Raw genomic sequence first — 24,865 nt, 5'->3', positions numbered from 1 at the left:
CGGACATACGTGTTGTGTTTTTGTGTCATATATGTTGCATTGTTGTTACAAAAAACTGTTGGAGGGAAGAACTGCGATGGGTGTCGTTTTAATCTTTTTATGGCTTGATTTAGTTTCTTGTTTTTATTAAAACGTTGGTTGTTAGGATTGTATGTGCACTGCCACAAATGTTTCAGTCTGAAATATCAATGAAATATTCTTATCTTTGAAGGAAATATCAAGAACGTTTGTTTTAGAACCCTGATGCTTATGAAAAGACAGTTGTTTTTAGCAGGAATAAGTTTGATACTGGGCGGCATGCCGATGCTTGCTCAAGATATATCTCCGGTGAATTCCGTTTCTTACGAATGGAAGAGCGTACCGATAGTGGGAGGAGGCTTTGTGGACGGTATCGTTTTTCACCCAGAAGCTCCTGGTGTCCGTTATTGCCGCACCGATATGGGAGGAGCCTACCGGTGGGACGCTGCTTCCAACCAGTGGACGCCCTTGCTGGACTGGATAAGTCTGGATGAAAGTAATCTGCAGGGGGTGGAGAGCATTGCCATCGACCCGCAGAATCCGCAGAACGTGTATATTGCCTGCGGTACGTATACAAGTAGCTCCAATGGGGCCATACTTTGTTCTTATGATGGCGGCAGAACCTTTGCCCGTGTCGATGTGCCCTTTACGATGGGCGGCAACGAGAACGGGCGTGGTAATGGGGAACGGATGATGGTGGACCCGCAGAATGGGAATATCATTTATATGGGAACCCGTTTGCATGGTTTGTGGCGCAGTATGGATAAGGGGCAGAGCTGGGCACGGGTGGTGTCTTTCCCGGATGTCTCCGAGAAGTTCAATCCTGCCGACCGTGCTGCATGGGGGAATCGCGGTAGTGGCATTGTCTGCATAGTCTACGATGTACAAGGTACTCAAGATGGGCGTGGTACCCGTGACATTTATGTGGCGGCTTCATTGATGGGAAGGGAAAATCTGTTCGTGAGCCACGACTATGGTGAAAGCTGGCGGCCGGTCGGGGGACAGCCGGTGCAGTATCGCCCCACACATATGGTCTTGACCGGTGACGGCCAATTAGTATTGACGTACGGAGATACTCCCGGTCCGAGTCAGATGGAGGACGGTGGAGTTTGGAAGTACGATATACGTAAAGACAAATGGACGGACATTTCGCCCGTCCGACTGTCCGATGGCGGAAAAGCGGGATTTGGCTATGCAGCTGTATCAGTGGATGCCCGTAATCCGAAACATCTGATTGCCAGTACACACAGCTTGGGAGGCAAACACGGTTATAAGAGTGATGAGATGTTCCGTACGACCGACGGTGGCAAAAGCTGGAAACCGATTTTCAAGACGGGATATGAGTATGATTATTCTAAAGCTCCCTATACAGAGGTGGCGCCCCTGCACTGGATGTTCGACATTGAGATAGACCCTGCTGACGCCGAACATGCCATGTTTACCACCGGTTTCGGCGGTTGGGAAACTTTCAACCTGTCGGCCGTGGAACGCGGGGAACCGGTGAAATGGAGCATCATGTCTGCCGGTATTGAAGAGACCGTGCCCCTCGAACTTTATGCTCCCGAAAAAGGCGCGCGCCTGATTTCCGGTATCGGTGACTATGGTGGCTTTACGCATTTCGACCTCAATCGGCCCGATCCGTTGGGCAGTCATGCCAATCCTCATTTCGGTAATACGAATGGAGTGACGGGTGCCTGGTTGAAGCAGGATTTGATAGTCAGAGTGGGAACTTTGTTCGGCCACCAGCCGGGTGCACGCACCATCTCCTATTCGGAAGACGGAGGCAGGAGTTGGAACATGTGTGCTACTGTTCCCGTAGAGAAGGCGCGCAACGGGCATATTGCCATTTCGGCCGACGGCTCTTCCTGGATTTGGACACCCGACCGTTCCACCGCTTTTCTGACCCGCGACAAAGGGAATTCGTGGATGTCTTGTCAAGGCCTGCCGGAGAATATCCGTGTCATAGCCGACAAAGTGAATCCCAAACGTTTTTATGCCGTGGATGCTGTTGCCGGACTTCTATACAGCAGCGAAGATGGCGGGGCGACCTTCCATACCGATACTCTGCAACTGGCTGTAAAAACACTCCGGCGGGGCAATGCCTCTCTGACGAATCGCAGGGGTGACCCGCGCGGAGGGCAAGACCGTATTTATTCGACTCCCGGTCGTGAGGGAGATTTGTGGATTGCCGCTTACGATGGCCTGTACCATTCCACTACCCGTACGGGATTTGATTTTCGTGCGCTGGACAAAGTCCGTACTATCTATGCCTTCGGGTTTGGCAAGGCAAAGCCGGGCAGTAACTATCCGGCCCTTTATCTGATTGGCGTTGTCAACGGTCAGTACGGCTTTTTCCGCTCAGACGATGCTGCCGTTTCCTGGGTGCGTATTAACGATGATGCTCATCAATACGGGTTGGTTCTGCATATCTGTGGGGATATGCAGGAGTATGGCAGGATCTATATAGGGACACATGGACGGGGGATTGTGACGGGAGTGCCCTCTTCCGATTGACAAGTTCTTTATGTGAAGGCATGCTAAAAAGGCATGCCTTTTCTCTATCTTCTGCTCGAAATCATGTATTTTTGCAGACTAATTCATTGGTTTCTGATATGAGTACACCTGAAAAGCGAGTATTGGTCGGTATGAGCGGTGGTATAGACAGTACTGCCACTTGCCTGATGTTGAAGGAGCAGGGCTATGAGATAGTCGGTCTCACCATGTGGGTGTGGGGAGACGAACCGGTAGAAGCTCGCCAACTGGCAGACAGCATGGGGATTGAACATCATGTGGCAGATGAGCGCGAAGCCTTCCGACAGATAATCGTACAGAATTTTATAGATGAATATTGTCAGGGTCGGACTCCGAACCCTTGTGTGATGTGTAATCCGCTGTTCAAGTTCCGTATTCTTGCGGAGTGGGCAGACAAGCTGGGGTGTGCCTATATTGCTACCGGACATTACACCCGTCTGGAGGAACGGAACGGTAAGGTTTATATCATAGCCGGGGATGATGACAAGAAAGACCAGTCCTACTTTTTGTGGAGACTGGGGCAGGAGTTGCTGAAGCGTTGTATCTTCCCCTTAGGCACCTATACCAAGCAGCAAGTCCGCGAATACCTCCGCGACAAAGGTTATACCGTCAAGGCGGAAGAAGGCGAGAGCATGGAGGTCTGCTTCATTAAAGGTGATTACCGTGATTTCCTGCGCGAACACTCTCCGGAGATAGACCGCGAGGTGGGACCGGGATGGTTTGTCAATTCGGAAGGCGTTAAGCTGGGTGAACACAAAGGCTTTCCCTATTACACCATCGGGCAGCGCAAGGGACTCGAAATAGCCTTGGGCAAACCTGCCTACGTCTTGAAAATCAATCCTCAGAAGAATACGGTGATGCTGGGAGACGCCGAACAGCTGAAGACGGGATATATGCTTGCCGAACATGAGAATTTGGTGGATGAGGGAGAGTTTTTTGAAAGCAAGGAGCTAACCGTACGTATCCGTTACCGCAGTAAACCGATTCCTTGCGACGTGAAGCGCCTGGAGGACGGTCGTCTGCTGGTACACTTCCAGACGGAAGCCTCTGCCATAGCTCCGGGACAGTCTGCCGTATTCTATATAGGCCGAAGGGTAGTGGGCGGTTCCTTTATCGCTTCCCAAAGAGGCATCGGGATGTTCCTTTAATTTTTAATTTTTAGTTTATAATTGTGAAAAGACTTCTACTCCTTTCCGCCTTTGTCCTGCTTGCGGCAGGAGCATCGGCACAACAAGATACATTGAAGTATCGCATCAGCCTGAAGGATAAGGCTGCCACCACGTATTCCTTGGAACACCCGGAAGCGTTTCTTTCTGAAAAGGCGATTGCCCGTCGGCATAAGCAGAACCTGCCGATAGATTCTACCGACTTGCCGGTGTGCCGCAAGTACGTGGACGAAATTCGCCATCAGGGCGTAAATGTTGTGGTTACCGGTAAATGGGAGAACTTCGTCACGGTATCTTGCAATGACTCTACCTTGATAGACCGTATTGCCGCACTACCTTTTGTCTGCGCTACGGAAAAAGTCTGGATAGCTCCCAAAGGTGACAGTCCGATGATGTCTACCGGACGCGATTCTTTGATTAACCAGCCGAGTGTACATCCTGACAGTATCTATGGACTTGCCGTTAGCCAGATACAGATGAGTAATGGTGATAAATTGCACCAGGAAGGGTTCAAGGGGCAGGGCATGACGATTGCAGTTATCGATGCCGGTTTTCATAATGCCGATAAGATAACCGCCATGCAGAACATCCGGGTGTTGGGAACCAAAGATTTTGTAAATCAGCAGGCAGACATCTTTGCAGAGAGCAGTCATGGCATGATGGTACTGTCCTGCATCGGCATGAACCAGCCCGGCATTATGACCGGTACGGCGCCTGAGGCTTCTTTCTGGTTGCTGCGTAGCGAAGACGAGTATTCCGAGCATTTGGTCGAGCAGGACTATTGGTCTGCAGCGGTGGAGTTTGCCGATAGTGTAGGGGTGGATGTACTCAATACTTCATTGGGATATTACACTTTTGACGACAAGTCGAAAGATTATAGGTTCCGTGATTTGGACGGACGCCATGCACTGATGTCCCGTCAGGCTTCACACGTTGCGGACAAAGGAATGGTGCTGGTGTGCAGTGCCGGCAATTCCGGTATGGGTTCGTGGAAGAAAATCACACCTCCGGGAGATGCGGAGAACGTGCTGACCGTGGGCGCTATTGACAAGGAAGCCGTACTGGCTCCTTTCTCATCTATCGGGAATACGGCGGACCACCGGATAAAACCGGATGTGGTGGCTGTCGGCTTGGGGGCTGATGTCATACGTACGGATGGTAACCAGGGTAAGGCAAACGGTACGTCGTTTTCTTCTCCTATCATGTGTGGCATGGTGACTTGCTTGTGGCAGGCTTGCCCTGAACTTACGGCTAAAGAGGTGATAGAACTGGTACGCCGCTCCGGTGACCGTAAAGATTATCCCGATAATATATACGGTTATGGTGTGCCCGATATGTGGAAAGCATATCAGGATTATCTGCTCAAAAGATAGCCATATGGAATCGTTGTCTTTGTATGAGCTCAACGCCCTTGTGCGCCGCAGTCTGGAACAATGCCTTCCTGACGAGTGTTGGGTGCAGGCGGAGTTGAGTGATGTGCGTACCAATAGCACGGGGCATTGCTATCTGGAATTTGTGCAGAAAGATCCCCGCAGCAATAGTCTGATAGCTAAGGCGAGAGGTACCATCTGGGCAAATGTGTTTCGGCTGCTGAAACCCTATTTTGAGGAGGCTACGGGGCAGGCATTTGTTTCGGGCATCAAAGTGCTGGTTCAGGTCACTGTCAGTTTCCACGAACTTTATGGATACAGTCTGACGGTGCAGGACATAGATCCCACTTATACGTTGGGCGATATGGCGCGTCGTCGTAGGGAAATATTGAGGCAGCTCGAGGAGGAGGGAGTACTCACTCTTAATAAAGAACTGGATATGCCCCGCCTGCCGCAACGTATTGCCGTCATATCCTCACCGACGGCGGCGGGCTATGGTGACTTCTGTCATCAGCTGGAAAACAACTCCCGGGGTTTCTACTTTTATACGGAACTGTTTCCTGCCCTGATGCAGGGTGACCGTGTGGAGGAGTCTGTCCTCTCTGCTCTCGACCGGGTAAATGCACGCTTGTCCGAGTTTGATGTGGTTGTCATTATTCGTGGTGGAGGCGCCACGTCCGACTTATCCGGTTTCGATACTTACCTGCTTGCTGCTGCTTGTGCACAGTTTCCGTTGCCTATCATAACGGGCATCGGTCACGAGCGGGATGACACGGTGCTGGATTCTGTGGCACATACCCGTGTAAAGACCCCTACGGCGGCTGCCGAATTCTTAATAGAGTCCATGGACAGCGCTGCTGATGAACTGGAAATGCTTGCTTCCCGCTTGCATGAGGGTGTCAAGAATCTGTTGCAGCAGGAACAGCGCAGACTCTCTGGTTACAAGAACCGGATTCCTTCTGCCGCATACCATCGTATATCTGATGCAAAAATGGCTTTGCTGACTGTGCGGAAAGATGTGATGCAGGCTGTGACTTCCTCTTTGTTCCGCCATCGCCATCGCCTGGAATTGTTGCAACAACGATTGGCAGATGCTTCACCGGAAAAGTTGTTGGCTCGCGGTTACAGCATTACGTTGAAAGATGGGAAAGTAGTGAAGAATGCAGATGAACTGCAGGAGAATGATATGATAACAACCCGTCTGCAGAATGGTGAAGTGGTTTCAATAGTACATATTTAACTCTTATTCATGCAGTGTTTTGCAAATCTCTGTATTTTATGAATATTGCTTAAATCATTTAAAATGAACAAAGATGAAAACACAAAATTTGTTTTTTATGCTGATACTGATAAGTATGACATTTAGTTTTATTTCATGTACGGATGAGGATGATAAGGTCGAAATTCCTCAACTGGTAGGTAAGTGGATTGTGAAAGAACCAGTCCTGCAGGACGATTTTGTGACCTGCTATACGTTTAATGCAGACAAGACCTATGAAGTTTATACCGGAAGCCCGTTATCTAACGGAGTCCCTTTTCGTGGAACTTATATCATAAGTCTTGATGAAAAATTGATTACGTTGTATGATAAAGAGGGACATTATACTGAACAATATCATATTTTGAAACTGACGTCCAAGGATATGAAGTGGGAGAACGCATCGCCCAAAGACGGGAATTCTGACAAACGGCTTGAGAAGTACAACGATTAATTAATTTCAATTATGCCGGTAACCAAGAAAAAAGAGACCTACTCCGAAGCCATGGCACGTTTGGAGAAAATTGTCAGCCAGATAGACAACAACGAACTGGAGATAGATGTGCTTGCTGAAAAAATAAAGGAAGCAAACGGAATTATAGCATTTTGCAGCGATAAATTGACCAAAGCTGACAAGGAAATTGAAAAATTACTGTCGGAGAAGTGGGAATCTGAAGAATAAAAGCTATTTTTGTTGCAAAATGTACGTAATAGAAGTAACTAATACTTTGAGATATGAAAGAACTTGATTGGGCTAATCTGCCGTTCGGATATATGAAGACAGATTACAATGTGAGAATTTACTATCGTAACGAACAATGGGGCGAACTGGAAGTTTGCAGTGAGGAAACCATTCCTATGCACATGGCTGCCACTTGTTTGCACTACGGTCAGGAAGCGTTTGAGGGTTTGAAGGCTTTTCGTGGCAAAGACGGTAAAGTGCGTATCTTCCGTTTGGAGGAGAATGCAGCCCGCCTGCAATCCACTTGCCGTGGCATCTTGATGCCGGAACTTTCTACGGAGCGTTTCAAAGAAGCTATTCTGAAGGTGGTGAAGCTGAACGAGCGTTTCATTCCGCCTTATGAATCGGGTGCTTCTCTGTATATCCGTCCGTTGCTGGTGGGTACCGGTGCACAAGTAGGCGTACATCCTGCCAGCGAATATCTGTTTGTGGTGTTCGTGACCCCGGTAGGTCCTTACTTTAAGGGTGGATTCTCAACCAATCCGTATGTCATTATCCGCGAATTCGACCGTGCTGCCCCATTGGGTACCGGTATTTATAAAGTAGGTGGTAACTATGCAGCCAGCTTGCGTGCCAACAAGAAAGCGCACGATTTGGGTTATGCCTGTGAGTTCTATCTGGATGCCAAGGAAAAGAAATACATGGACGAATGTGGTGCTGCCAACTTCTTCGGCATCAAGGACAATACGTATATCACTCCGAAGTCCACTTCCATCCTGCCCTCCATCACCAACAAGAGCCTGATGCAGCTGGCAGAGGATATGGGCATGAAGGTGGAGCGCCGTCCGGTTCCCGAAGAAGAGTTGCTGACTTTCGAGGAAGCGGGTGCCTGCGGTACGGCTGCCGTTATCAGCCCCATCGAACGTATTGACGACGTAGAGAACGGCAAGTCATACGTTATCTCCAAGGATGGAAAACCGGGACCGGTATGTACGAAGCTCTACAACAAGCTGCGTGCCATCCAGTATGGCGATGAACCCGATACTCATGGCTGGGTGACTATCGTTGAATAATTAGAGATTCTCTTGTGCCGTGAAAGTTTCCCGAAACCAAGATGGCACACAGATGACACAGATTAAACGGATGACCACAGATAAAGAGAAAAAAATAATCTGTGAAATCTGTCTAATCTGTGTCATCTGTGTGCACTTCTGTTTTCGGGGCACTGCATAATATATATAGGACCAAGTAATTATGGGAAAAAATAAGTTAGAGAAGTTTGCCGATATGGCGAGTTATCCGCATGTTTTCGAGTATCCGTATTCCGCGGTGGATAATGTGCCGTTTGACATGAAAGGGAACTGGCACGGGCGGTTTTTCAAGAACGACCATCCCATTGTCCTGGAACTGGGCTGTGGTAGGGGAGAATATACTGTCGGATTGGGACGCATGTTTCCCGAAAAGAACTTCATCGGAGTGGATATAAAGGGTGCCCGCATGTGGACGGGAGCCACCGAGTCGCTGGAGTCGGGCATGAAGAATGTGGCCTTTCTGCGTACGAATATCGAAATCATCGACCGCTTTTTTGCTACAGATGAGGTGAGCGAAATCTGGCTCACTTTCTCGGACCCGCAGATGAAGAAGGCGACCAAAAGGCTTACTTCCACTTATTTCATGGAGCGCTACCGCAAGTTCCTGAAGAATGACGGCATAGTCCATCTGAAGACGGACAGCAACTTCATGTTTACCTATACCCGGTACATGATTGAAAGAAACCGGCTGCCGGTGGATGTGATGACGGAAGACTTGTACCACTCCGGCATGGCTGATGAGATACTCAGCATCAAGACCTATTATGAACAACAATGGCTGGATCGTGGTTTGAATATCAAGTACATCAAGTTCCATCTTCCGCAAGAGGGCGAGTTGCAGGAGCCGGATGTGGAGATAGAGCTGGATGAGTACCGCAGTTATAACCGTAGTAAGCGTAGTGGACTACAAACCAGTAAATGATGCGAATCAGTGGTTAAAAATACTACTGATTCGCATAAAAATAGTAAATAGTAAATCGTCAAATAGTACATACAATGACATTATATCCAAAATTAATCCTTGATGCATTGGCAACAGTGCGTTATCCCGGCACCGGAAAGAATCTTGTTGAGGCTGAGATGGTGGCCGATAACATGCGGATTGACGGGATGAAGGTCAGCTTCTCGTTGACATTCGAGAAACCGACTGATCCGTTCATGAAGTCAATGGTGAAGGCTGCCGAGACAGCTATACATACGTATGTCTCTCCCGAGGTGGAGGTTGTGATTACGACTGAAAGCCGTCAGGCGGCACGTCCGGAAGTGGGTAAGCTATTACCCCAGGTGAAGAATGTTATCGGAGTGTCTTCCGGAAAAGGTGGGGTAGGTAAGTCCACGGTTGCTGCCAACCTTGCCGTGTCTTTGGCAAAGTTGGGTTATAAAGTAGGTCTGCTGGATGCTGATATCTTCGGGCCTTCTGTTCCAAAGATGTTCCAAGTGGAAGATGCCCGTCCGGTGGCAGAGAACATTGGTGGACGTGACTTGATTGTTCCGATAGAGAAGTATGGCATCAAGTTGCTTTCCATCGGTTTCTTTGTAGACCCCGACCAGGCCACTTTGTGGCGGGGAGGTATGGCAAGCAATGCCTTGAAGCAGCTGATTGGTGATGCCGATTGGGGAGAACTGGATTATTTCCTTATCGACCTTCCTCCCGGAACGAGCGACATTCACTTGACAGTGGTGCAGACTTTGGCACTGACAGGAGCTATCGTTGTTAGCACGCCGCAGGCTGTGGCGCTGGCAGATGCCCGCAAAGGCATCAATATGTTTACCAATGATAAGGTGAATGTGCCCATTCTCGGTTTGGTGGAGAACATGGCTTGGTTCACGCCTGCCGAATTGCCGGAAAACAAGTATTATATCTTTGGGAAAGAAGGCGCAAAGAGACTGGCTGAGAAAATGAACGTACCCTTGCTGGGACAAATTCCTATCGTGCAGAGTATCTGCGAGAGCGGTGATAAGGGGACTCCGGTTGCTTTGGATGAGAATACGGTGACCGGGCGCGCTTTCCTGCAACTGGCTGCTGCCGTAGTCCGTCAGGTAGACCGCAGAAATATGGAAATGGCGCCGACACGGATTGTGGAAGTGCATAAATAAACATGGATATTTTCCTTATGAAAAAGGAGCAGTTACCCGGCGACGGGTAACTGCTCCTTTTTCATTTAGACTTGTTTAGAGAGAAAATTAGTTTATTTAGTTGGAGTAACAGTGGCATTCTGGACAGCAGGGCTTTTCTCCGGTTCTTGCAGACGGAACATGATGGGGACTGTATATTTTACGTTTACAGCTTGTCCTCTTTGCATGCCGGGCTTCCACTTGGGCATGATAGTAGTCAGACGGATTGCTTCAGCGTCTAGCAGTGGGTCGGCACCACGGATTACTCTGGGGCAGATGATGTTCCCTTCTTTATCCACTATAAACTGTATGACCACTCTTCCCTGAATCTTAGCTTTTTGTGCGGCTACCGGATATTTGATATTTTTGCCGATGAATTCCATCATTGCGGACATGCCGCCGGGATATTCCGGCATTTTTTCTACGACTTCGAAAACGGTTACTTCCTCCGGGTAGGTTGCCTCTTCGGGAGCATAACCCACTACCACCATTTCATCTATTTTGCTTTCAATGGGAGCATACTTAACCTGTGTATTGTTTTCCGTCAGACGGAACATCACGGGAACTGTATATTTTACCCGCACGGCTTCTCCTTTTTGTGTGCCGGGTTTCCATTTGGGCATGGCACTGATTACGCGTACGGCTTCTTTATTCAATTCCGGGTCAATGCCGCGCAGTATTTTTACATTGGTAATACTGCCATCCTTCTCCACTACAAATTGCACGGTAGCCCGTCCTTGCGTACCTTTCTTCATGGCTGCTTCCGGATATTTGATGTTCTTGCTCAAGTATTCCATTAGTGCAGACATGCCTCCGTCGGGGAATTCGGGCATGTGTTCCACTACCTCAAAAATCGGATTGTCGAGAGTATCCTTATCCACTACCTTTCCTTTGTAAGTCACTGTTTTCGTATCTTGTTCCGGTAGGGGAGCTACTTGAGGGGCTTGAACTTCCGGTACCGCTTGTCCGGTTTTGGCGTCTACAGCCTCTATGACTTCCGCTGCAATCTTCTTTGTGGTACGTGCCACTGCTTCGATATTGCTGACAATCATAAGTAAGGCCGCTAAAGGAAGGAACATCAGATATTTGGTCCTTCCTATTTCTTTTGTTCTCTTTTTGTTCATCATTTTGATGCGTTTTTTTAAAGGTAAAACATTGAAACTGTTATAGATAGTTGCTGCAGCCTTTTGATGTGACAATCCTAGCAGATGGTACTGGTAGGTTTTGGAGTCATAGCCGTTCTCCAATACGCGGGCATCGGCCATATATTCCAGATTGGTGCGGATTTCCCGTTTCATGAGCCAGGCAAAGGGATTGCACCAGCAAAAAATGCACACCAGTTCACTGATGATGACATCAATGGAGTGCCATTGCCGGGCGTGTGTCTGCTCATGGGTCAATATTTCGTTGAATTCCTCTTCCGTATGCGAGGACGGATGGATAAAAATCCAGTGGAAAAAGGAGAAAGGCCCGTCTGCTTTGGGAAGCAGATGTATATTTGTGTTGCCTATTTGTACCTTGCGGCATCGGCATGCCAGGTGGATGATGCCCGCCAGTTGCATGATGAGGCGTATCATCAGCAATGCCACTATTCCCCAATAGGCGATATTGGCATATTCTGAAAGGATGCTTTTCCAGTCGGTAGGAGCCGCTTCGGTGCCTATTGTGAGTTCCGGTAGCACAACGCTAGCATAGAGGTCTGCCATGGCCACCATCGGTTCCTGCTCCGTAATCCACGTTTGTATGTTCAGCAGAGGTACGGCGGCAGAAACGGCAAAGAAGCAGAGCAGTGCGGTTCTGCGCCAGCCGAAAAACGTGTCTTTGTAGAAGAACAGCCGATAGAATGCATAAAACAGTACTATCGCTACATTCACTTTCAGAAAATAGGCTAACATGTTTACTCCTTTCCTTTCTCTATCATGTCTATAATGTCTTTCAGGTCATTGGCCGAAATCTTCTGGTCTTTGGCGAAGAACGAAACCATTTCCTTATAAGAATTTTCAAAGTAGTTGCGCACAAAACCGCTCATAAAGGTACGTTTGTATTCGCTTTCGCGTATAAGCGGGGTATACTGGTAAGTGTTGCCTACACGTGCGGCACGGATATACTGCTTGCGCTCCAGGTTTTTCACAATAGATGCTACAGTTGTGTAGGGAGGCGCCGGTTTGGGATATTTGGCAACAATGTCTTTTACGAAGCAACTGCCCAGTTCCCAAATGTACAACATTGCTTCTTCTTCTTGTATCGTTAACTTTTCCATGGATAAAGTATTTAAATGAATTCAATGCAAATCTACGAATATTTCGTAAGTAAACATCAAACAGTGAGTTAATTAATCTAAATGTTCCTGCTGTGTGTATATTCTTTTGCCAGATTGAAAAGAACATGGCTGTTGATAATCTTCTTTTGGCTAAGATTGTCTATCTTTGCAGAAGAAGCGAAGACTGGCGGCACCTCAGCAGAATAAAATGAACGGGTTCATTTTATTCTGCATTCGGTTTGCGCTGTCTTTGTTGCAATGAATTCTTTTACCTTAAATAAAGCAGAAATATGGGAACAGTTAAATCGTTGTTGCTGGGAATGTGCTTCGTATTGGGTGCATGCACAAGCCAGACTTCTACTGTGCAAACCACAGAGAAGGGAACTCAATGGGAATGGCAGAATGGTACCATTGTTGTCAAAACTCCCGAGCGTCCGGCAGGACAGAAGAGTGTATTGGGACTGACTACTCCGAAGTTGGAGGCAGTCCGTGTGGGTTTTGTTGGTTTGGGTATGCGTGGCCCCGGAGCAGTGGAGCGTTTCACTTATATTCCGGGTACGCAGGTAGTGGCTCTTTGTGATTATGAAGAGGCCCGTGCAGATAAATGTCAGGAGCTCTTGAAGAAGGCATCCATGCCCAAGGCCGCCGTCTATTCCGGTGACAAAGGATACGAGGAACTCTGCAAACGTGATGATATAGATTTGGTTTATATTGCTGCAGACTGGCTGCATCACTTCCCCGTTGCCAAGTGTGCGTTGGAGAATGGAAAGAATGTAGCGATAGAAGTGCCTTCGGCCATGAATCTGCAGGAATGCTGGGATTTGATTAACTTGAGTGAATCTACCCGTAAGCATTGCTTCATTCTGGAGAACTGCTGCTATGACTGGTTCGAGATGAATACGCTGAACATGGCGCAGCATGGCGTGTTCGGTGAAGTTATCCGTGCGCAGGGTGCTTATATACATAATTTGAGCCCGTTTTGGGACCATTATTGGAAGAATGGAGAAAATGACAAGCTGGGCTGGCGTTTGGACTACAACATGAAGCATCGTGGTGACGTGTATGCCACCCATGGCCTTGGCCCGGTGGCGCAAGCACTGGATATTCACCGTGGTGACCGTATGGAAACGTTGGTAGCCATGGATACCAAGTCTGTAGTGGGCAAGGAGCTGGTAGAAAAAAGAACCGGCGAGGAGTGCAAGGAATTCCGTAACGGTGACCATACCACGACCATGATTCGTACAGCCAATGGAAAGGTGATTGAGATTCAGCACAATGTAATGACACCACAGCCTTATAACCGTTTGTATCAGCTTACGGGTATCAAGGGATTCGCCAACAAATATCCGGTAGAAGGGTATGCGCTTGACGCTGACCAGCTGAGTGCATCGGGCGTTCAGCCCAAAGTGGATGATTTGAATTCACATGGTTTCCTGCCGGAGACGGAGATGGAGACACTCGTGGAGAAATACCAGCATCCCATTTTGAAGAAGTACGGTGAGATGGCGAAGGAAGTAGGAGGTCATGGTGGCATGGACTTCGTGATGGACAGCCGTCTGGTATATTGCCTGCAAAACGGTCTTCCTTTGGATATGGATGTATACGACCTTGCTGAGTGGTGCTGCCTTGCAGAATTGGGAGAACTTTCTATGGACAACGGTTGTGCGGCTGTGGCATTCCCCGATTTCACCCGTGGTGAATGGAATGTGGTGAAGGGCTACAAGCATGCATATGCAACTCCGGAAGAGGAAGCGGCTGCTATGGAGAAGGCAAAGGCATTTACTGCTAAACTGAAAGAGCAGGGAGCCAAGGAATGGGCTGAAAAGTAATAGCGGTATACTGATAAAACAAAAAAACAGCAGGTGATAAGCCTGCTGTTTTTTTGTTTTATCAGTTTGTCATTTAGTCACTTTCAGCAACTCTTCCTTCATCTTCTCTACTCCCGGAAAGCCGGTTTGTCTGAACGTGGTGTTTCCTTCGCGGTCTACAATCAGATAAGTCGGTACCCCTTCTATCTTGAATGCATCCGATAGGTATTTCCATTGGGCATCTGTCAGACGGAAATGTTCGCCGTGGATGTCGGGAATCATATTCTCCCAGGTCTTCAAGGGGGAGGTTTCGCCGGTGATGTACAGATATAGGATATCCTTGTCTTTCAGTTCCTCCTTCATGGGGGTCATCGTCTTGTTTGCCATACGGCATGGACCGCACCAAGTGGCCCAGAAATCTACTAACAATACTTTTCCTTTGAATTTGCTGATGATAGAAGTGAACAAATCTTCGTTGCTGACGTTGGTGTCCACTTGGTTGATGGTGTAGCCCGTCTTTTTCTTGTTGGCTTCGAGTTGTGCCAGCAGTTCGTCATTGGCGGCAGTCAGCATTTCACGGTATGCGGCGGGCATGGCGGCAACGGTGGCCTTTTGCTCGTCGGTGAGCGGGGTGAAGTTCTTGATACCCCGGTAGAGGGTGACATTACGGGCTATATCGAAGAAGATACCTTTGTCGGTTCCCCAGGCTTTGGCCAATTCTCCACTCCGTTCGACATTCCTTGAAGCCATTTGTACATACTGGTTGGACAAGACTGCCTGCGGCACATTCAATATACTCATATCTTCGTCGGACACGTAGTTGGCGGGTACTTTCCGGGCAAGTTCCTGATAGTAGTTGTTTGCTTCCTCCCGTTTGATGAGATTGGCGTGTAGGGCAGCCGATGTCAAGATGCTGGCAACGGAAGACAGCATGGCATTTGTAATCAGTTTGTTATTGATAGTCAAAAGTTGTCGGGTAGAAGCACTATAAGGCAACTTGTCTATTGCTTCTTGTGTTTCGTCGGATATTTGAAGTACGTATGCTTTGGCTGCATCAATATCCTTGCCAGCCAGTGCAGCTATGTTTTGATAGAGCTTGTCTTGCATGTCGATGCTGAGGTGGTTTCCGTTCAACTCTTGTGCCACGGTTTCCAGCGGCCCGTTGATGTATACCATTTCTCCATAGGGTTTCCCCTCGCTGTGGAATTTAGATTTGCGTCGGGAAGCTTCGCGTAGATTGACGTATATTTCTGTTGTCTTGCCCGGTTCCATGAAGAATTGGAGCATATGTTCTCTGCCCAGATACATGGTACATGGGGTAGTGCCGGGCAACGTTACTTCTTTGGTGAAACTGCCGTCAGGCTGGATGTCGAGTGGTATGTCCGTGATGTCTCCTTTGATATTCTCCCACACGGCAATACTGATTGGCATTCCCATATTGGGGCGTGAATCCAGGAGTTTTCCTTTCAGCATGGCTTTTCCGTATTGGATGGCCGGTTCGGGAAGTTCGGCATTAGGGTCGGCTTTGTGCACTACGGCGTTCTGGGGAAGTGCCAGTTCCGGCAGTTTCTTGCTTTTCAGTTGTATTCCCCAGATGCTGAATCCGTTTTCCACCTTTTCGCCTTCGGTGAAGTCGAAGGAGGTAGCATTGTCGGATAGGGGAGGAAAGACCAGTTGGAATTCCGCTTCGCCCGATTCGGGCATCCAGAATTCCTTGCCTGGTGTGATGCCTATGCCGGAACGCAGTTGGTAGGTTTCTCCGTTATTGTCTGTCAAGTAGCTGTCGGGTGCAATCTGTATCCAGTTCTTGGGACGGTACTTAGCATAGATATGGAGCACGGTTGCCGTGTCACTGATGACTACTTTACTCACTTCGATGGAAGTCGTGTTTCTTACGATAAACGGTGGTTGGTCAATCACTCGGTTTTTGGCTTGCAGGGTACAGCAGATACACAGTAGGAAGCCTGCTAAGATGAAATGGATGTGTCTCATATGAATTGTTTTTTGCGAAATTACGAATGTTTCGTAAAGAAACAAGCATGTGGGAGTTAATTGATGTAAAATGCTCCTATTTCTCCATTTTTCAAAGAAACCTTGTATCTTTGCCACATAATACTTAACACTTAATATCTTGTCATATGAGAATCCGAATTCTTCTGATGGGCTTGTTGTTGGCCGCTGTTGCCAATGCCCAGACTGTTTATCATGATGCTTCCACCTTCCCCCTTCTGGGCAAAGCAACAGAATCTACCCTTACCCGCTATGAGCGTCTGCCGGACTCTCTGCAGAACATCTCCCGCAAGCCATTGTGGGACTTAGGCCGCAACAGTGCCGGACTCGCCGTGCGCTTCCGTTCCAACTCTACAAGCATTTCCGCCAAATGGGAAGTAAGGAACAATATGAGTATGAACCACATGACACCGACCGGCATTAAAGGCCTCGACCTCTACTGCTTGCAAGACGGCAAGTGGATATTTGCCGGTAGCGGGCGTCCGCAGGGCAAAGTCAACAAGGCAACTATTGTAAGCAATATGTTGCCTGAGGAGCGTGAATATCTCTTGTACCTTTCTTTATATGACGGGGTTACTTCACTTTCTATCGGAGTGGATTCTCTTGCCGAGATTACTCAACCGGCAGTGGACTTGCCGCAACGCGAGAAACCGGTGGTGTTCTATGGTACCAGTATCTTGCAGGGTGGTTGTGCTTCTCGTCCGGGTATGGCACATACCAATATTCTGGAACGTTGGCTCAATCGCGAGTGTATCAATCTGGGCTTTAGTGGCAATGCCTTGCTCGATTTGGAGATTGCTGATGTCATAGCTGGCGTAGATGCTTCCATGTTTGTCCTTGACTTCGTACCCAATGCCACTGTAGAGCAGATGAAGGAGCGTGCTGACAAATTCTATACCATCATCCGCAGCAAGCATCCCGATACGCCTGTCCTTTTCGTGGAAGACCCTCTCTTTACCCACTCTCCTTTTGACACCAGGATTGCCAAGGAGGTAAAGGGCAAGAATGAGACATTGAATGCCTTTTTCCGTTCTTTGAAGCAACGTGGAGAGAAAAACATCTATTTCCTTGCTTCCCGTGACATCATCGGCCACGACGGGGAGGCTACAGTAGACGGCATTCATTTTACCGATTTGGGCTTTATGAGGTATGCTGAGATACTTTACCCGATATTGGAGAAACACATGCGACCGTAATTAGGTATTACAACCGTTTGTCTGTTTGCTGCCTTGCCGATGCTGTAGGGCAACTATTTGTTTCCTTTAACAAAACAGTCTGTTTCCTATAAGGGAACAGACTGTTTCAATATGGTGAACAAACTGTTTTTATATATTGGAACAAATTGTTCTGATACGCTGAAACAAAGTGTTCAAACGCATGTGAACACTTTGTTTCGTAGGCTTGGAACAATGTGTTACGCTTCTATACTCTTATGCTTCTTATACTCTTCAATCACATGTTTCCTGCTCTGCAATATCTGCCAGCGATATACCAGGCACGTGGTGATGAAGTAGAAGCCCGTTTGTATCCATAGTGCTTGGTACTCGAAAGAGACTTCATTGAGTGTGGCTCCCATGCTGTTGATGCGTACGTAGCCGTTGATGCCGAAGGTAGAAGGGAAGATGTACGAGAAGTACTTCCAGAAAGCGGGCATAGCAGCTCCCGGCCATGAAATGCCGGAGAGGAACAGCAGCGGCACGGAGGTGAACACGAACAGCAGCATGCACGTTTCGCGGTTGCGGATGGCAATGGATGCTGTCATGGCAAAGAAAATACAAGCGGCCAGGTAGGGCAGGGTGAACAGAGTCAGGACACCGGGTATCGCTATTTGGTTGAGGCTGAAAAGCCATGGAACCACACACAGTATATATACCGATACCAGTGAATATACCATGAAGTAGCTCAGCCCTTTTCCCATCACAATGCGTAGTGTGCCGTTGTAGTGGCGGTTGATAGGCACCAGGTCGCGGAAGCGGTTCTGCTCGCGTGCCGTCCCGGCAGACAAGCCGATGCCGAGTAGCAGCGTTTGCTGGATAATCAATACCAATACTGCCGGAATCAGGAAAGCGGCAAATCCGTTGGTCGGATTATAGAGGGCGACATCCTCATACTCTATCGGGTAGGCGGTAATTTCGTCCTGGCGGTCGGTGGTATTGGCGCTTCGCTCCACTTTGATGTCTGCGTTCATGGCGAGCGACACGTTGGTGTTGGCAGTCAGCAAGGCTTTGTAATACAGCAGTCCGCTCATGTCGCAGAAGATGCTGACCTGCGTCTGCTTACCGCGTACAATGTCGTCGCTGAAGGTGGAGGGGATGTAGATAATACCGTATGCCCTGCGGTCCTTCAACATCAGTTTGGCTTCTTCCATATCAGCGCAGTAGCTCACGAGGCTCACTTCGGGACTGGAGTCCACTTTCCGCAGGTATTCGCGGCTCAACGAGGAGCGTGAGTCATCCACCACGACAGTGGGCACTTCGTGGATAGTTTCGTTGGTATAGATGAAAGCGTATATCAACGGATAGACCAACGGAACGAGCACGAAGAAGATGAGCACGCCCTGGTCGCGGAAGGTGGTGCCGAATTCCCGTTTCCATATATAGAACAAGTCATGAATGCCTTGTATCACTTTCTGTCTGAACGTCAGGTCTTTCATTAGGGCATGTATTTATAGTAAACCAACGCTCCTTTCAGCCTATGGGCTATAAGGAACGGGAGCATCATGAAAATAAGCAGCGCTACGTAGTTGACCCACGAGTAAATCATGGGGTATCCATTCAGTGCCTGGTCCACATAAATCAGGAAATAGTGGCGCAGGGGGAACAGATTTGCCAATGCCTGCAATACGGGGTGCATGCCCATGGCAGGGAATGACAATCCGCACATGGAGAAAGAGAGTACGCCCCATAGGGAAGCGAAACTGAGTCCCAGACGCAGGGTAGGCAGGGTTCCTATCATCAATATTCCCATGCCTTGCGATGCCAGCACCAGGCAAAGGGTGGCAAGCAGCATCGGCAGGATGCCGCTGTTGCAGGGAAAATGGAGGAAACCGTAGAGGTATACATTATATAATATTCCCATCAGGAAGAAGATGGCGGTATGCGGCAGCAGTTTGCCGGCAAGGGAAATCCAGATGGAGTTGTTGCCCATGCGCAGCCATTCGCGGGCGGTGCGGTCTTTTATCTCGACTCCGATGGAATAGACGGTTACCATGAAGATAAGCAGCATCAATACGCCCGGTGCAAAGGTGTTGCACAGATATACGGAGTAGTTCAGCCACGGGTTATTGAGTGGATGCGTATCTATGACGATGGGTTGGAGGAAGGCCATCGCTTGTTCCTCGGTAGCTCCTTTGGCATATAGGGTGCTACGTGCTGCGGCACCGGATGCCAATTCGCTCATCATCTTCATGTCCTTGAAGAGGAGTGAACCTGCGATGAGCAGGGTATTGTTTGTATAGAAAGAGAGTTTGGGCTGCCGTCCGGCCTGCGCTTTGGCAGAGGTACCTTCGGGAATGTAGAAGAAACCGTAAATCTCTCCGCGCTGCATGGCGGTACGGGCTTCGTTGACGGTAGGGTAGCGGGCGACGACGGCTGTCTGCTCAAAAGCGTCCAAGTTACGTATCAGCTGGCGTGAAGTGGCACTCATGTCTTGGTCCACCACACCTACGGGCATGTCCGTAGGAAGCCCGGAGTCCATCAGCGTGGTGAAGAATATGTAGCAGAACAACGGTGCTATCACCATACAGAACAGATAGAGCGGGCGGGAAACAAGACGGCGGCATTCGCGTCTTGCTACATTCCACAAAGCCGTATGTTTCTTATTTCTTTCCATCATCCTCTCCAATAACTCATAACTCCTTTACTTCTTCAATACAACACTCATTCCCGGACGCAGTCCTTCCACCTTCTCTTGCGGAGCGGCTTTTACTTCGAATGTTTTCAGGTCGAACTGGCCGGTAGTCTTGGTCGCTTTCCAGGCGGCATATGTGCCGAGGTCTTTCATATAGTACACTTTCAGGCGGATATTCTTATTGAGTGCAGGGATGAACGCCTCGAATTCGGTATTCATACCCAACCCTTGCAGCAAGTCCTCGCGTACATTGAAGGTTACCCACATATCGTCCAGAATGGCGATGTTCATAATGGGAGCACCCGTGCCCACGAGCTCGCCTACTTTTGGGAATATCTCGGATACCTCACCGGCAGTCTGTGCAATCAGGTAAGTTTCCTTGATGTACGATTCAACTTCGGCCACAGCTCCTTTGGCGCGTTCCACCAAGGCAGCGGCAGCGGCTTTGTCTTCGCGTTCCGCACCGTTCTTGGCCATATCATACTGGGCTTTGGCGGCTTTCTCTGTAGCCCGGGCTGCATTGCGTTGGGCGGTAACTTCGTCAAGCTTTTGTGTAGACATCACGCCTTGGTCGTGCAGGTTCTTCACACGCGTGTAGGATTTTTCGGCAATCTCCAGTCCGGCCAGTGCCTTTTGCCACATTTCATAGGCAGCTTGTATCTGTTCCCGACGGGCGCCTTTCAGAGCTTTTTCGTTCTGGGCTTGGGCTGCCGATTCGGCGGCGCGTGCTTGTTCCAGTTTGGCCTGCACGTCCGGAGCCTCCAAAATGGCAAGGGTGTCTCCGGCTTGTACGCTTTGTCCCTCTTTTACACGAAATTCCAGAATACGTCCCGGCACTTTGCTCGATACTCGATACTCCGTTACTTCTGCTTGTCCTTGCACAATTTCCGGCCCTTTACGCAACATGAAGAAACCTACAAGGGCAACGATGGCAATCACTCCCGTCAGCGTGAGGAATGCCAACAACATGTTACTGTTTTGTGATTTTGTATCCAACATATTATTTACTATTTGACTGTTTACTATTTACGATTGAAGAAACTATCAATTATCAATTGTCAATTCCCCCGTTGCCTTTCTCAGATAGATTTCCGTCAGTTTTACGTCAATCTGTGCGTCTATCTTTTCCGATTGGGCAGAAAGCCATGCGGTGTGCGCTTCGAGCACATTGCTGGCAGGTATAACGCCTTCCTCAAAGCCAAGTGTGGCGTATCTCAGGTTCTCGTTGGCTTTTTCCAGGTTCTTTTCGGCCATGGTCAGTTTCTTGGCAGCTTCGTTCACTTGGAAAGCCGACTGGTTGACCTGCAGCTCTATCTTTTCTTTGGCGTCATCCAACTGGTATTGGGCGATGCGTGCTTCCGATTTGGCTGCTTTTACTTTATAGATGCCTTCGCCCCAGTGCCAGATGGGTACCGACACCATGACACCCACATTCCACATCCCCTTGAACTTCTTCTCAAAACTGTTGAAGACGGAAGGGTTGGTTGCCATATAGCTGCCCATTAGTGCTATGGAAGGAAGATATTCCGAACGGGTGACATTTACTTTCTGCTTATAAATCTGCGTGGCAAGTTCCAGGCTACGCACTTCGGGACGGGTAGCATAAACATTGTTGATGTCGATGGCACCGTTTTCCGGAGTAGTGGGAGCCAGGTCTTCCTTCTGTTCGTCTGTGAGCATGACGGGAGTGGAAAGGTCGAGACCACACAATTGGCACAGCAGCATCCGGGCAAGGCTCAGGCCATCGGTTACTTTGGTCAGGGTCATTTCGGCCTCATTCACTTTTACTTTGATGGAGAGTCCGTCTGCTTTGGTGGCAACGCCTTCGGCAATCATTTTGTCAACGTCGCTGTCGAGCTTCTGCAGTAGTTTCAGATAACCTTCTGCCAGCTTCTTTTTATGGGCAAGGGACACTACCTGCCAATATGCCTGGTCTGTACTCAGGATTACTTCCTGCATACCGGTGTTGTGCTGCTGGCGGGCCAGCTCTTCGGCGTATTTGGTAATTTTGTTGTAGGCACGTATCTTGCCGCCCATATATAGGGGTTGGGTCAAGGTCAGTGCGCCCGCATACATATTGCGGGTGTCTGTACGAAAGGCGTCAACCAAGGATTGGCCTGCACCGTCGAGGGCACCTACCAGGCTTTGTCCTAAAGCCGGCAATTGGCCTGCCAGTTCTGGATGAAGCTGTACGATGACTTGGGCAGCCTGCTGTAACGGTCCGCTGAGACTTGTACCCAAACCGGACAAGGCTCCTTTCTGAGCGTCGCTGAGGATGGACAACTCTTTTTGACTGCGCATATATCCGCCGCTGGCCGAAATGTTGGGAAGGTAATTAGTAAATGCCGCTTTCCTTTGATAGTGGGCGGCGTTGATTTTTTCCTGGCTTATCAGCAGTTCTTTGTTGTTGGAGATTGCCAATGCACGGCAACTATCCAAGCTTAATGCTTCCTGGGCCTTCATGGGGAAGGATAGGTATGCCAAACAGATGAAACAGAAGAACTTTTTCATTGGGCTATACATTAATTAAGGTGATGAATCTGTTGTTTATACAGCAACAATAATTGCATAAACAACGATGCAAATGTATAGGCTTTCAATGATATTGCAAAATAATTTAGATTTTTTTGTATTAATTCAAGCTGAATGATTGCGAACCGATAAGGGTACCGTCAGCAAAAATGTCTACGCGGTAGGTGCCTGCATAGAGGTATTCTTCTACATCCCAATATACGGTGACGGCTTGCTCTTCTCCGTTGTATTCTATATACTTCTTGATGGAATATACCAGTTCCCGGTTCTCGTATGGGAAGGTGTTCGAGGAACTTTTGGTCAGCACGTCATTGTCCGGTTTGGTGATGCGGATGTAGAGGGTACGTTCGCCGGTCTCTGCAGTGATGTTTTTCACGATGGAGAAGTTTATTTTGAACTTCACGATGTCTTTCACCTTCTTGGCAGTCTTGCCGCGTTTGTTTGTGGGCTGCACAGAGATGTTGGTGGCGTCCAGTTGGGCGGCAAGTGTCACGGTCTTGGTAAGGTTCTTCTTCTCTTCGGACAAGTTGCTGATTTGCCGGGAAGCGGCGTTGTACTTCTTGGTGACATCGGCTATGATTTCCTTCTGTTGAGCAGTCAGGCGGTTCAGCGAGTCAATCTGGTTGATATAGCCTATCATGACTTTGCGGAGAGAGGCCAGTTCCTTCTTCAGACGGCGTATCTCGGTGGCATTGCTGCTCTTCACGGTGCGGAGTTCTTCCAATAAACGTTGGGTCTTCAATTGTTCCTGCTCTAAGAGTACGGAGAGGGAGTCGTTGGAGACTGTCAACTTCAGTTCGTCATATTGTCTGGCGAAGTCTGTGTATTGATTTTCAAGGTCTTCTTTATCCAGATTGAATTCCATCACCAGTTCCTTGTTGGTTTGCTTTTCGGAAATCAGCAGAATGGTAACTCCTATTAATAATAAGATAAGGAGGCTGCCTGCCACGATGAGAAGTGTATTCTTCTTAACTGCCATTTTTGATAATGATTAATGGTTAAGTGATTAATGGTTGGTGGCTGATTATTCGTCCTACATTCATTAATCGTCCGCAAAATTAATCATTAATCATTAATCATCGTCCACTAATCATTGGCTAAATGTGTATTTAACTAAAATTATTACGGAAATATTTCTCTAATTACGAAGTTCGCTGTACTTTTGCGTCATCTTTAAAGAACACTTATAAACAAAAAACTTTAGAAATTATGTCAAAAGTAACCGTAGTAGGTGCAGGTAACGTAGGTGCTACATGCGCTAATGTGTTAGCCTTTAATGAAGTGGCTGACGAAGTGGTAATGCTGGACGTGAAAGAAGGCGTTTCAGAAGGTAAGGCAATGGATATGATGCAGACTGCTCAACTGCTGGGCTTCGACACCACTGTTGTAGGTTGTACCAACGATTATGAGAAGACTGCCAACTCCGACGTTGTAGTGATTACTTCCGGTATTCCCCGTAAACCGGGTATGACTCGTGAAGAATTGATCGGTGTTAATGCAGGTATCGTTAAGTCGGTTGCACAGAACATCTTGAAATATTCTCCGAATGCTATCCTTGTGGTTATCTCCAACCCGATGGATACCATGACTTATCTGTCATTGAAGTCTCTGGGCTTGCCGAAGAACCGTATCATCGGTATGGGTGGTGCTTTGGACAGCTCTCGTTTCAAATATTTCTTGTCTCAGGCTTTGGGCTGCAACGCCAACGAAGTGGAAGGCATGGTTATCGGTGGTCACGGTGATACTACCATGATTCCGTTGGCTCGTCTGGCTACTTACAAAGGACAGCCGGTAAGCACACTGCTGAGCGAAGAAAAACTGAACGAAGTGGTAGCTTCTACTATGGTAGGTGGTGCTACACTGACTAAGTTGCTGGGTACTTCTGCATGGTATGCTCCGGGTGCGGCAGGCGCTTATGTCGTTGAGTCTATCATCCACAACCAGAAGAAGATGATTCCTTGTTCAGTATATCTGGAAGGAGAATACGGTGAATCAGACATCTGTATCGGTGTTCCCGTAATCCTTGGCAAGAACGGTATCGAGAAAATCGTTGAACTGGAACTGACTGCTGACGAAAAAGCTAAATTTGCTGCCAGCGCTGCTGCCGTTCACAAGACAAATGCCGCTTTGAAGGAAGTAGGTGCTCTCTAATTGAGGGTAACTTAAAATGATAA

The 24,865-nt window shown here is 48.4% G+C and carries 20 protein-coding genes; 12 read left to right on the top strand and 8 right to left on the bottom strand.

Annotated elements, in window-relative coordinates; translation table 11 throughout:
• Positions 1-249 precede the first annotated feature (249 nt).
• The 9 genes from DWZ03_RS17490 to DWZ03_RS17450 all read left to right on the top strand — a co-directional run bounded on the left by DWZ03_RS17490 (position 250) and on the right by DWZ03_RS17450 (position 10,214).
• A complete protein-coding gene (locus DWZ03_RS17490; protein WP_229122445.1) occupies positions 250-2,532 on the top strand; it encodes an exo-alpha-sialidase in 2,283 nt (760 codons plus the stop codon).
• A 98-nt stretch (positions 2,533-2,630) separates the two neighbouring features.
• On the top strand, positions 2,631-3,698 hold the full coding sequence (mnmA, locus tag DWZ03_RS17485) for a tRNA 2-thiouridine(34) synthase MnmA (RefSeq protein WP_016273142.1): 1,068 nt from the start codon (positions 2,631-2,633) through the stop codon (positions 3,696-3,698).
• A 20-nt stretch (positions 3,699-3,718) separates the two neighbouring features.
• Positions 3,719-5,089 carry a S8 family peptidase gene (locus tag DWZ03_RS17480; protein ID WP_373153406.1) on the top strand — a complete coding sequence of 457 codons (1,371 nt, stop codon included), beginning with the start codon at positions 3,719-3,721 and terminating at the stop codon, positions 5,087-5,089.
• A 4-nt stretch (positions 5,090-5,093) separates the two neighbouring features.
• Positions 5,094-6,326, top strand: a complete 1,233-nt coding sequence (gene xseA / locus DWZ03_RS17475) for an exodeoxyribonuclease VII large subunit (protein WP_057087128.1) — start codon at positions 5,094-5,096, stop codon at positions 6,324-6,326.
• Positions 6,327-6,399: 73 nt separating this feature from the next.
• Positions 6,400-6,798 (top strand): lipocalin family protein, encoded by a 399-nt coding sequence (locus tag DWZ03_RS17470; protein ID WP_120130464.1) that lies wholly within the window; start codon positions 6,400-6,402, stop codon positions 6,796-6,798.
• A gap of 12 nt (positions 6,799-6,810) precedes the next feature.
• Positions 6,811-7,026 carry an exodeoxyribonuclease VII small subunit gene (gene xseB, locus DWZ03_RS17465; protein WP_005829741.1) on the top strand — a complete coding sequence of 72 codons (216 nt, stop codon included), beginning with the start codon at positions 6,811-6,813 and terminating at the stop codon, positions 7,024-7,026.
• Positions 7,027-7,079: 53 nt separating this feature from the next.
• Complete coding sequence (locus DWZ03_RS17460; RefSeq protein ID WP_005833410.1) at positions 7,080-8,099, top strand: branched-chain amino acid aminotransferase; 1,020 nt, start codon at positions 7,080-7,082, stop codon at positions 8,097-8,099.
• A 181-nt stretch (positions 8,100-8,280) separates the two neighbouring features.
• Positions 8,281-9,039, top strand: coding sequence for a tRNA (guanosine(46)-N7)-methyltransferase TrmB (gene trmB / locus DWZ03_RS17455; RefSeq protein ID WP_009037846.1), 759 nt, complete (start codon positions 8,281-8,283; stop codon positions 9,037-9,039).
• 74 nt (positions 9,040-9,113) lie between these two features.
• Positions 9,114-10,214, top strand: coding sequence for an Mrp/NBP35 family ATP-binding protein (locus DWZ03_RS17450; RefSeq protein WP_005829749.1), 1,101 nt, complete (start codon positions 9,114-9,116; stop codon positions 10,212-10,214).
• A 92-nt stretch (positions 10,215-10,306) separates the two neighbouring features.
• Here DWZ03_RS17450 and DWZ03_RS17445 read toward each other — a convergent pair whose 3' ends face one another.
• Positions 10,307-12,127, bottom strand: a complete 1,821-nt coding sequence (locus DWZ03_RS17445; RefSeq protein ID WP_005829752.1) for a M56 family metallopeptidase — start codon at positions 12,125-12,127, stop codon at positions 10,307-10,309.
• A 2-nt stretch (positions 12,128-12,129) separates the two neighbouring features.
• Positions 12,130-12,492: a BlaI/MecI/CopY family transcriptional regulator gene (locus DWZ03_RS17440; RefSeq protein WP_005829755.1), complete on the bottom strand. Its 363-nt coding sequence runs from the start codon at positions 12,490-12,492 to the stop codon at positions 12,130-12,132.
• 290 nt (positions 12,493-12,782) lie between these two features.
• On the opposite strand from DWZ03_RS17440, the gene DWZ03_RS17435 reads away from it, so the two are divergent.
• Positions 12,783-14,321, top strand: coding sequence for a Gfo/Idh/MocA family protein (locus DWZ03_RS17435; RefSeq protein ID WP_016273132.1), 1,539 nt, complete (start codon positions 12,783-12,785; stop codon positions 14,319-14,321).
• A 69-nt stretch (positions 14,322-14,390) separates the two neighbouring features.
• Here the strand turns inward: DWZ03_RS17435 and DWZ03_RS17430 are convergent, their stop codons facing one another.
• On the bottom strand, positions 14,391-16,292 hold the full coding sequence (locus DWZ03_RS17430) for a TlpA family protein disulfide reductase (RefSeq protein WP_120130463.1): 1,902 nt from the start codon (positions 16,290-16,292) through the stop codon (positions 14,391-14,393).
• A 146-nt stretch (positions 16,293-16,438) separates the two neighbouring features.
• On the opposite strand from DWZ03_RS17430, the gene DWZ03_RS17425 reads away from it, so the two are divergent.
• Complete coding sequence (locus DWZ03_RS17425; protein ID WP_120130462.1) at positions 16,439-17,506, top strand: SGNH/GDSL hydrolase family protein; 1,068 nt, start codon at positions 16,439-16,441, stop codon at positions 17,504-17,506.
• Between the two features lie 218 nt (positions 17,507-17,724).
• Here the strand turns inward: DWZ03_RS17425 and DWZ03_RS17420 are convergent, their stop codons facing one another.
• The 5 genes from DWZ03_RS17420 to DWZ03_RS17400 form a co-directional block, all read right to left on the bottom strand.
• Positions 17,725-18,963: an ABC transporter permease gene (locus tag DWZ03_RS17420; RefSeq protein WP_005829766.1), complete on the bottom strand. Its 1,239-nt coding sequence runs from the start codon at positions 18,961-18,963 to the stop codon at positions 17,725-17,727.
• Positions 18,963-20,144 carry an ABC transporter permease gene (locus tag DWZ03_RS17415; RefSeq protein ID WP_080650777.1) on the bottom strand — a complete coding sequence of 394 codons (1,182 nt, stop codon included), beginning with the start codon at positions 20,142-20,144 and terminating at the stop codon, positions 18,963-18,965. Before DWZ03_RS17415 ends, DWZ03_RS17420 begins: the two co-directional genes overlap by 1 nt.
• A 24-nt stretch (positions 20,145-20,168) precedes the next feature.
• A complete protein-coding gene (locus tag DWZ03_RS17410; protein ID WP_120130461.1) occupies positions 20,169-21,158 on the bottom strand; it encodes an HlyD family secretion protein in 990 nt (329 codons plus the stop codon).
• 45 nt (positions 21,159-21,203) lie between these two features.
• Positions 21,204-22,670 carry a TolC family protein gene (locus tag DWZ03_RS17405; RefSeq protein WP_117703932.1) on the bottom strand — a complete coding sequence of 489 codons (1,467 nt, stop codon included), beginning with the start codon at positions 22,668-22,670 and terminating at the stop codon, positions 21,204-21,206.
• 121 nt (positions 22,671-22,791) lie between these two features.
• Entirely contained in the window at positions 22,792-23,670 is an 879-nt protein-coding gene (locus tag DWZ03_RS17400; RefSeq protein ID WP_005829777.1) for a hypothetical protein, read from the bottom strand.
• 230 nt (positions 23,671-23,900) lie between these two features.
• Between DWZ03_RS17400 and mdh the strand changes: the two genes are divergently transcribed.
• Complete coding sequence (gene mdh / locus DWZ03_RS17395) at positions 23,901-24,842, top strand: malate dehydrogenase (protein ID WP_005829779.1); 942 nt, start codon at positions 23,901-23,903, stop codon at positions 24,840-24,842.
• Positions 24,843-24,865 lie beyond the last annotated feature (23 nt).

Origin of the sequence: Bacteroides sp. AF29-11, from assembly GCF_003602895.1 — a bacterium.
GTDB lineage: Bacteria > Bacteroidota > Bacteroidia > Bacteroidales > Bacteroidaceae > Bacteroides > Bacteroides uniformis.
This window is presented reverse-complemented; position numbering and strand designations above follow the sequence as displayed.

Excerpts from the sequence above, each read along its gene's own strand:
- trmB (WP_009037846.1), top strand. The coding sequence starts at position 8,281 with ATGGGAAAAAATAAGTTAGAGAAGTTTGCCGATATGGCGAGTTATCCG.
- DWZ03_RS17410 (WP_120130461.1), bottom strand. The coding sequence starts at position 21,158 with ATGTTGGATACAAAATCACAAAACAGTAACATGTTGTTGGCATTCCTC.
- xseA (WP_057087128.1), top strand. The coding sequence starts at position 5,094 with ATGGAATCGTTGTCTTTGTATGAGCTCAACGCCCTTGTGCGCCGCAGT.
- DWZ03_RS17470 (WP_120130464.1), top strand. The coding sequence starts at position 6,400 with ATGAAAACACAAAATTTGTTTTTTATGCTGATACTGATAAGTATGACA.
- DWZ03_RS17435 (WP_016273132.1), top strand. The coding sequence starts at position 12,783 with ATGGGAACAGTTAAATCGTTGTTGCTGGGAATGTGCTTCGTATTGGGT.
- DWZ03_RS17450 (WP_005829749.1), top strand. The coding sequence starts at position 9,114 with ATGACATTATATCCAAAATTAATCCTTGATGCATTGGCAACAGTGCGT.
- DWZ03_RS17415 (WP_080650777.1), bottom strand. The coding sequence starts at position 20,144 with ATGATGGAAAGAAATAAGAAACATACGGCTTTGTGGAATGTAGCAAGA.
- mnmA (WP_016273142.1), top strand. The coding sequence starts at position 2,631 with ATGAGTACACCTGAAAAGCGAGTATTGGTCGGTATGAGCGGTGGTATA.
- DWZ03_RS17440 (WP_005829755.1), bottom strand. The coding sequence starts at position 12,492 with ATGGAAAAGTTAACGATACAAGAAGAAGAAGCAATGTTGTACATTTGG.
- DWZ03_RS17490 (WP_229122445.1), top strand. The coding sequence starts at position 250 with ATGAAAAGACAGTTGTTTTTAGCAGGAATAAGTTTGATACTGGGCGGC.
- DWZ03_RS17400 (WP_005829777.1), bottom strand. The coding sequence starts at position 23,670 with ATGGCAGTTAAGAAGAATACACTTCTCATCGTGGCAGGCAGCCTCCTT.
- DWZ03_RS17420 (WP_005829766.1), bottom strand. The coding sequence starts at position 18,963 with ATGAAAGACCTGACGTTCAGACAGAAAGTGATACAAGGCATTCATGAC.
- DWZ03_RS17425 (WP_120130462.1), top strand. The coding sequence starts at position 16,439 with ATGAGAATCCGAATTCTTCTGATGGGCTTGTTGTTGGCCGCTGTTGCC.
- mdh (WP_005829779.1), top strand. The coding sequence starts at position 23,901 with ATGTCAAAAGTAACCGTAGTAGGTGCAGGTAACGTAGGTGCTACATGC.
- DWZ03_RS17430 (WP_120130463.1), bottom strand. The coding sequence starts at position 16,292 with ATGAGACACATCCATTTCATCTTAGCAGGCTTCCTACTGTGTATCTGC.
- xseB (WP_005829741.1), top strand. The coding sequence starts at position 6,811 with ATGCCGGTAACCAAGAAAAAAGAGACCTACTCCGAAGCCATGGCACGT.
- DWZ03_RS17405 (WP_117703932.1), bottom strand. The coding sequence starts at position 22,670 with ATGAAAAAGTTCTTCTGTTTCATCTGTTTGGCATACCTATCCTTCCCC.
- DWZ03_RS17460 (WP_005833410.1), top strand. The coding sequence starts at position 7,080 with ATGAAAGAACTTGATTGGGCTAATCTGCCGTTCGGATATATGAAGACA.
- DWZ03_RS17445 (WP_005829752.1), bottom strand. The coding sequence starts at position 12,127 with ATGTTAGCCTATTTTCTGAAAGTGAATGTAGCGATAGTACTGTTTTAT.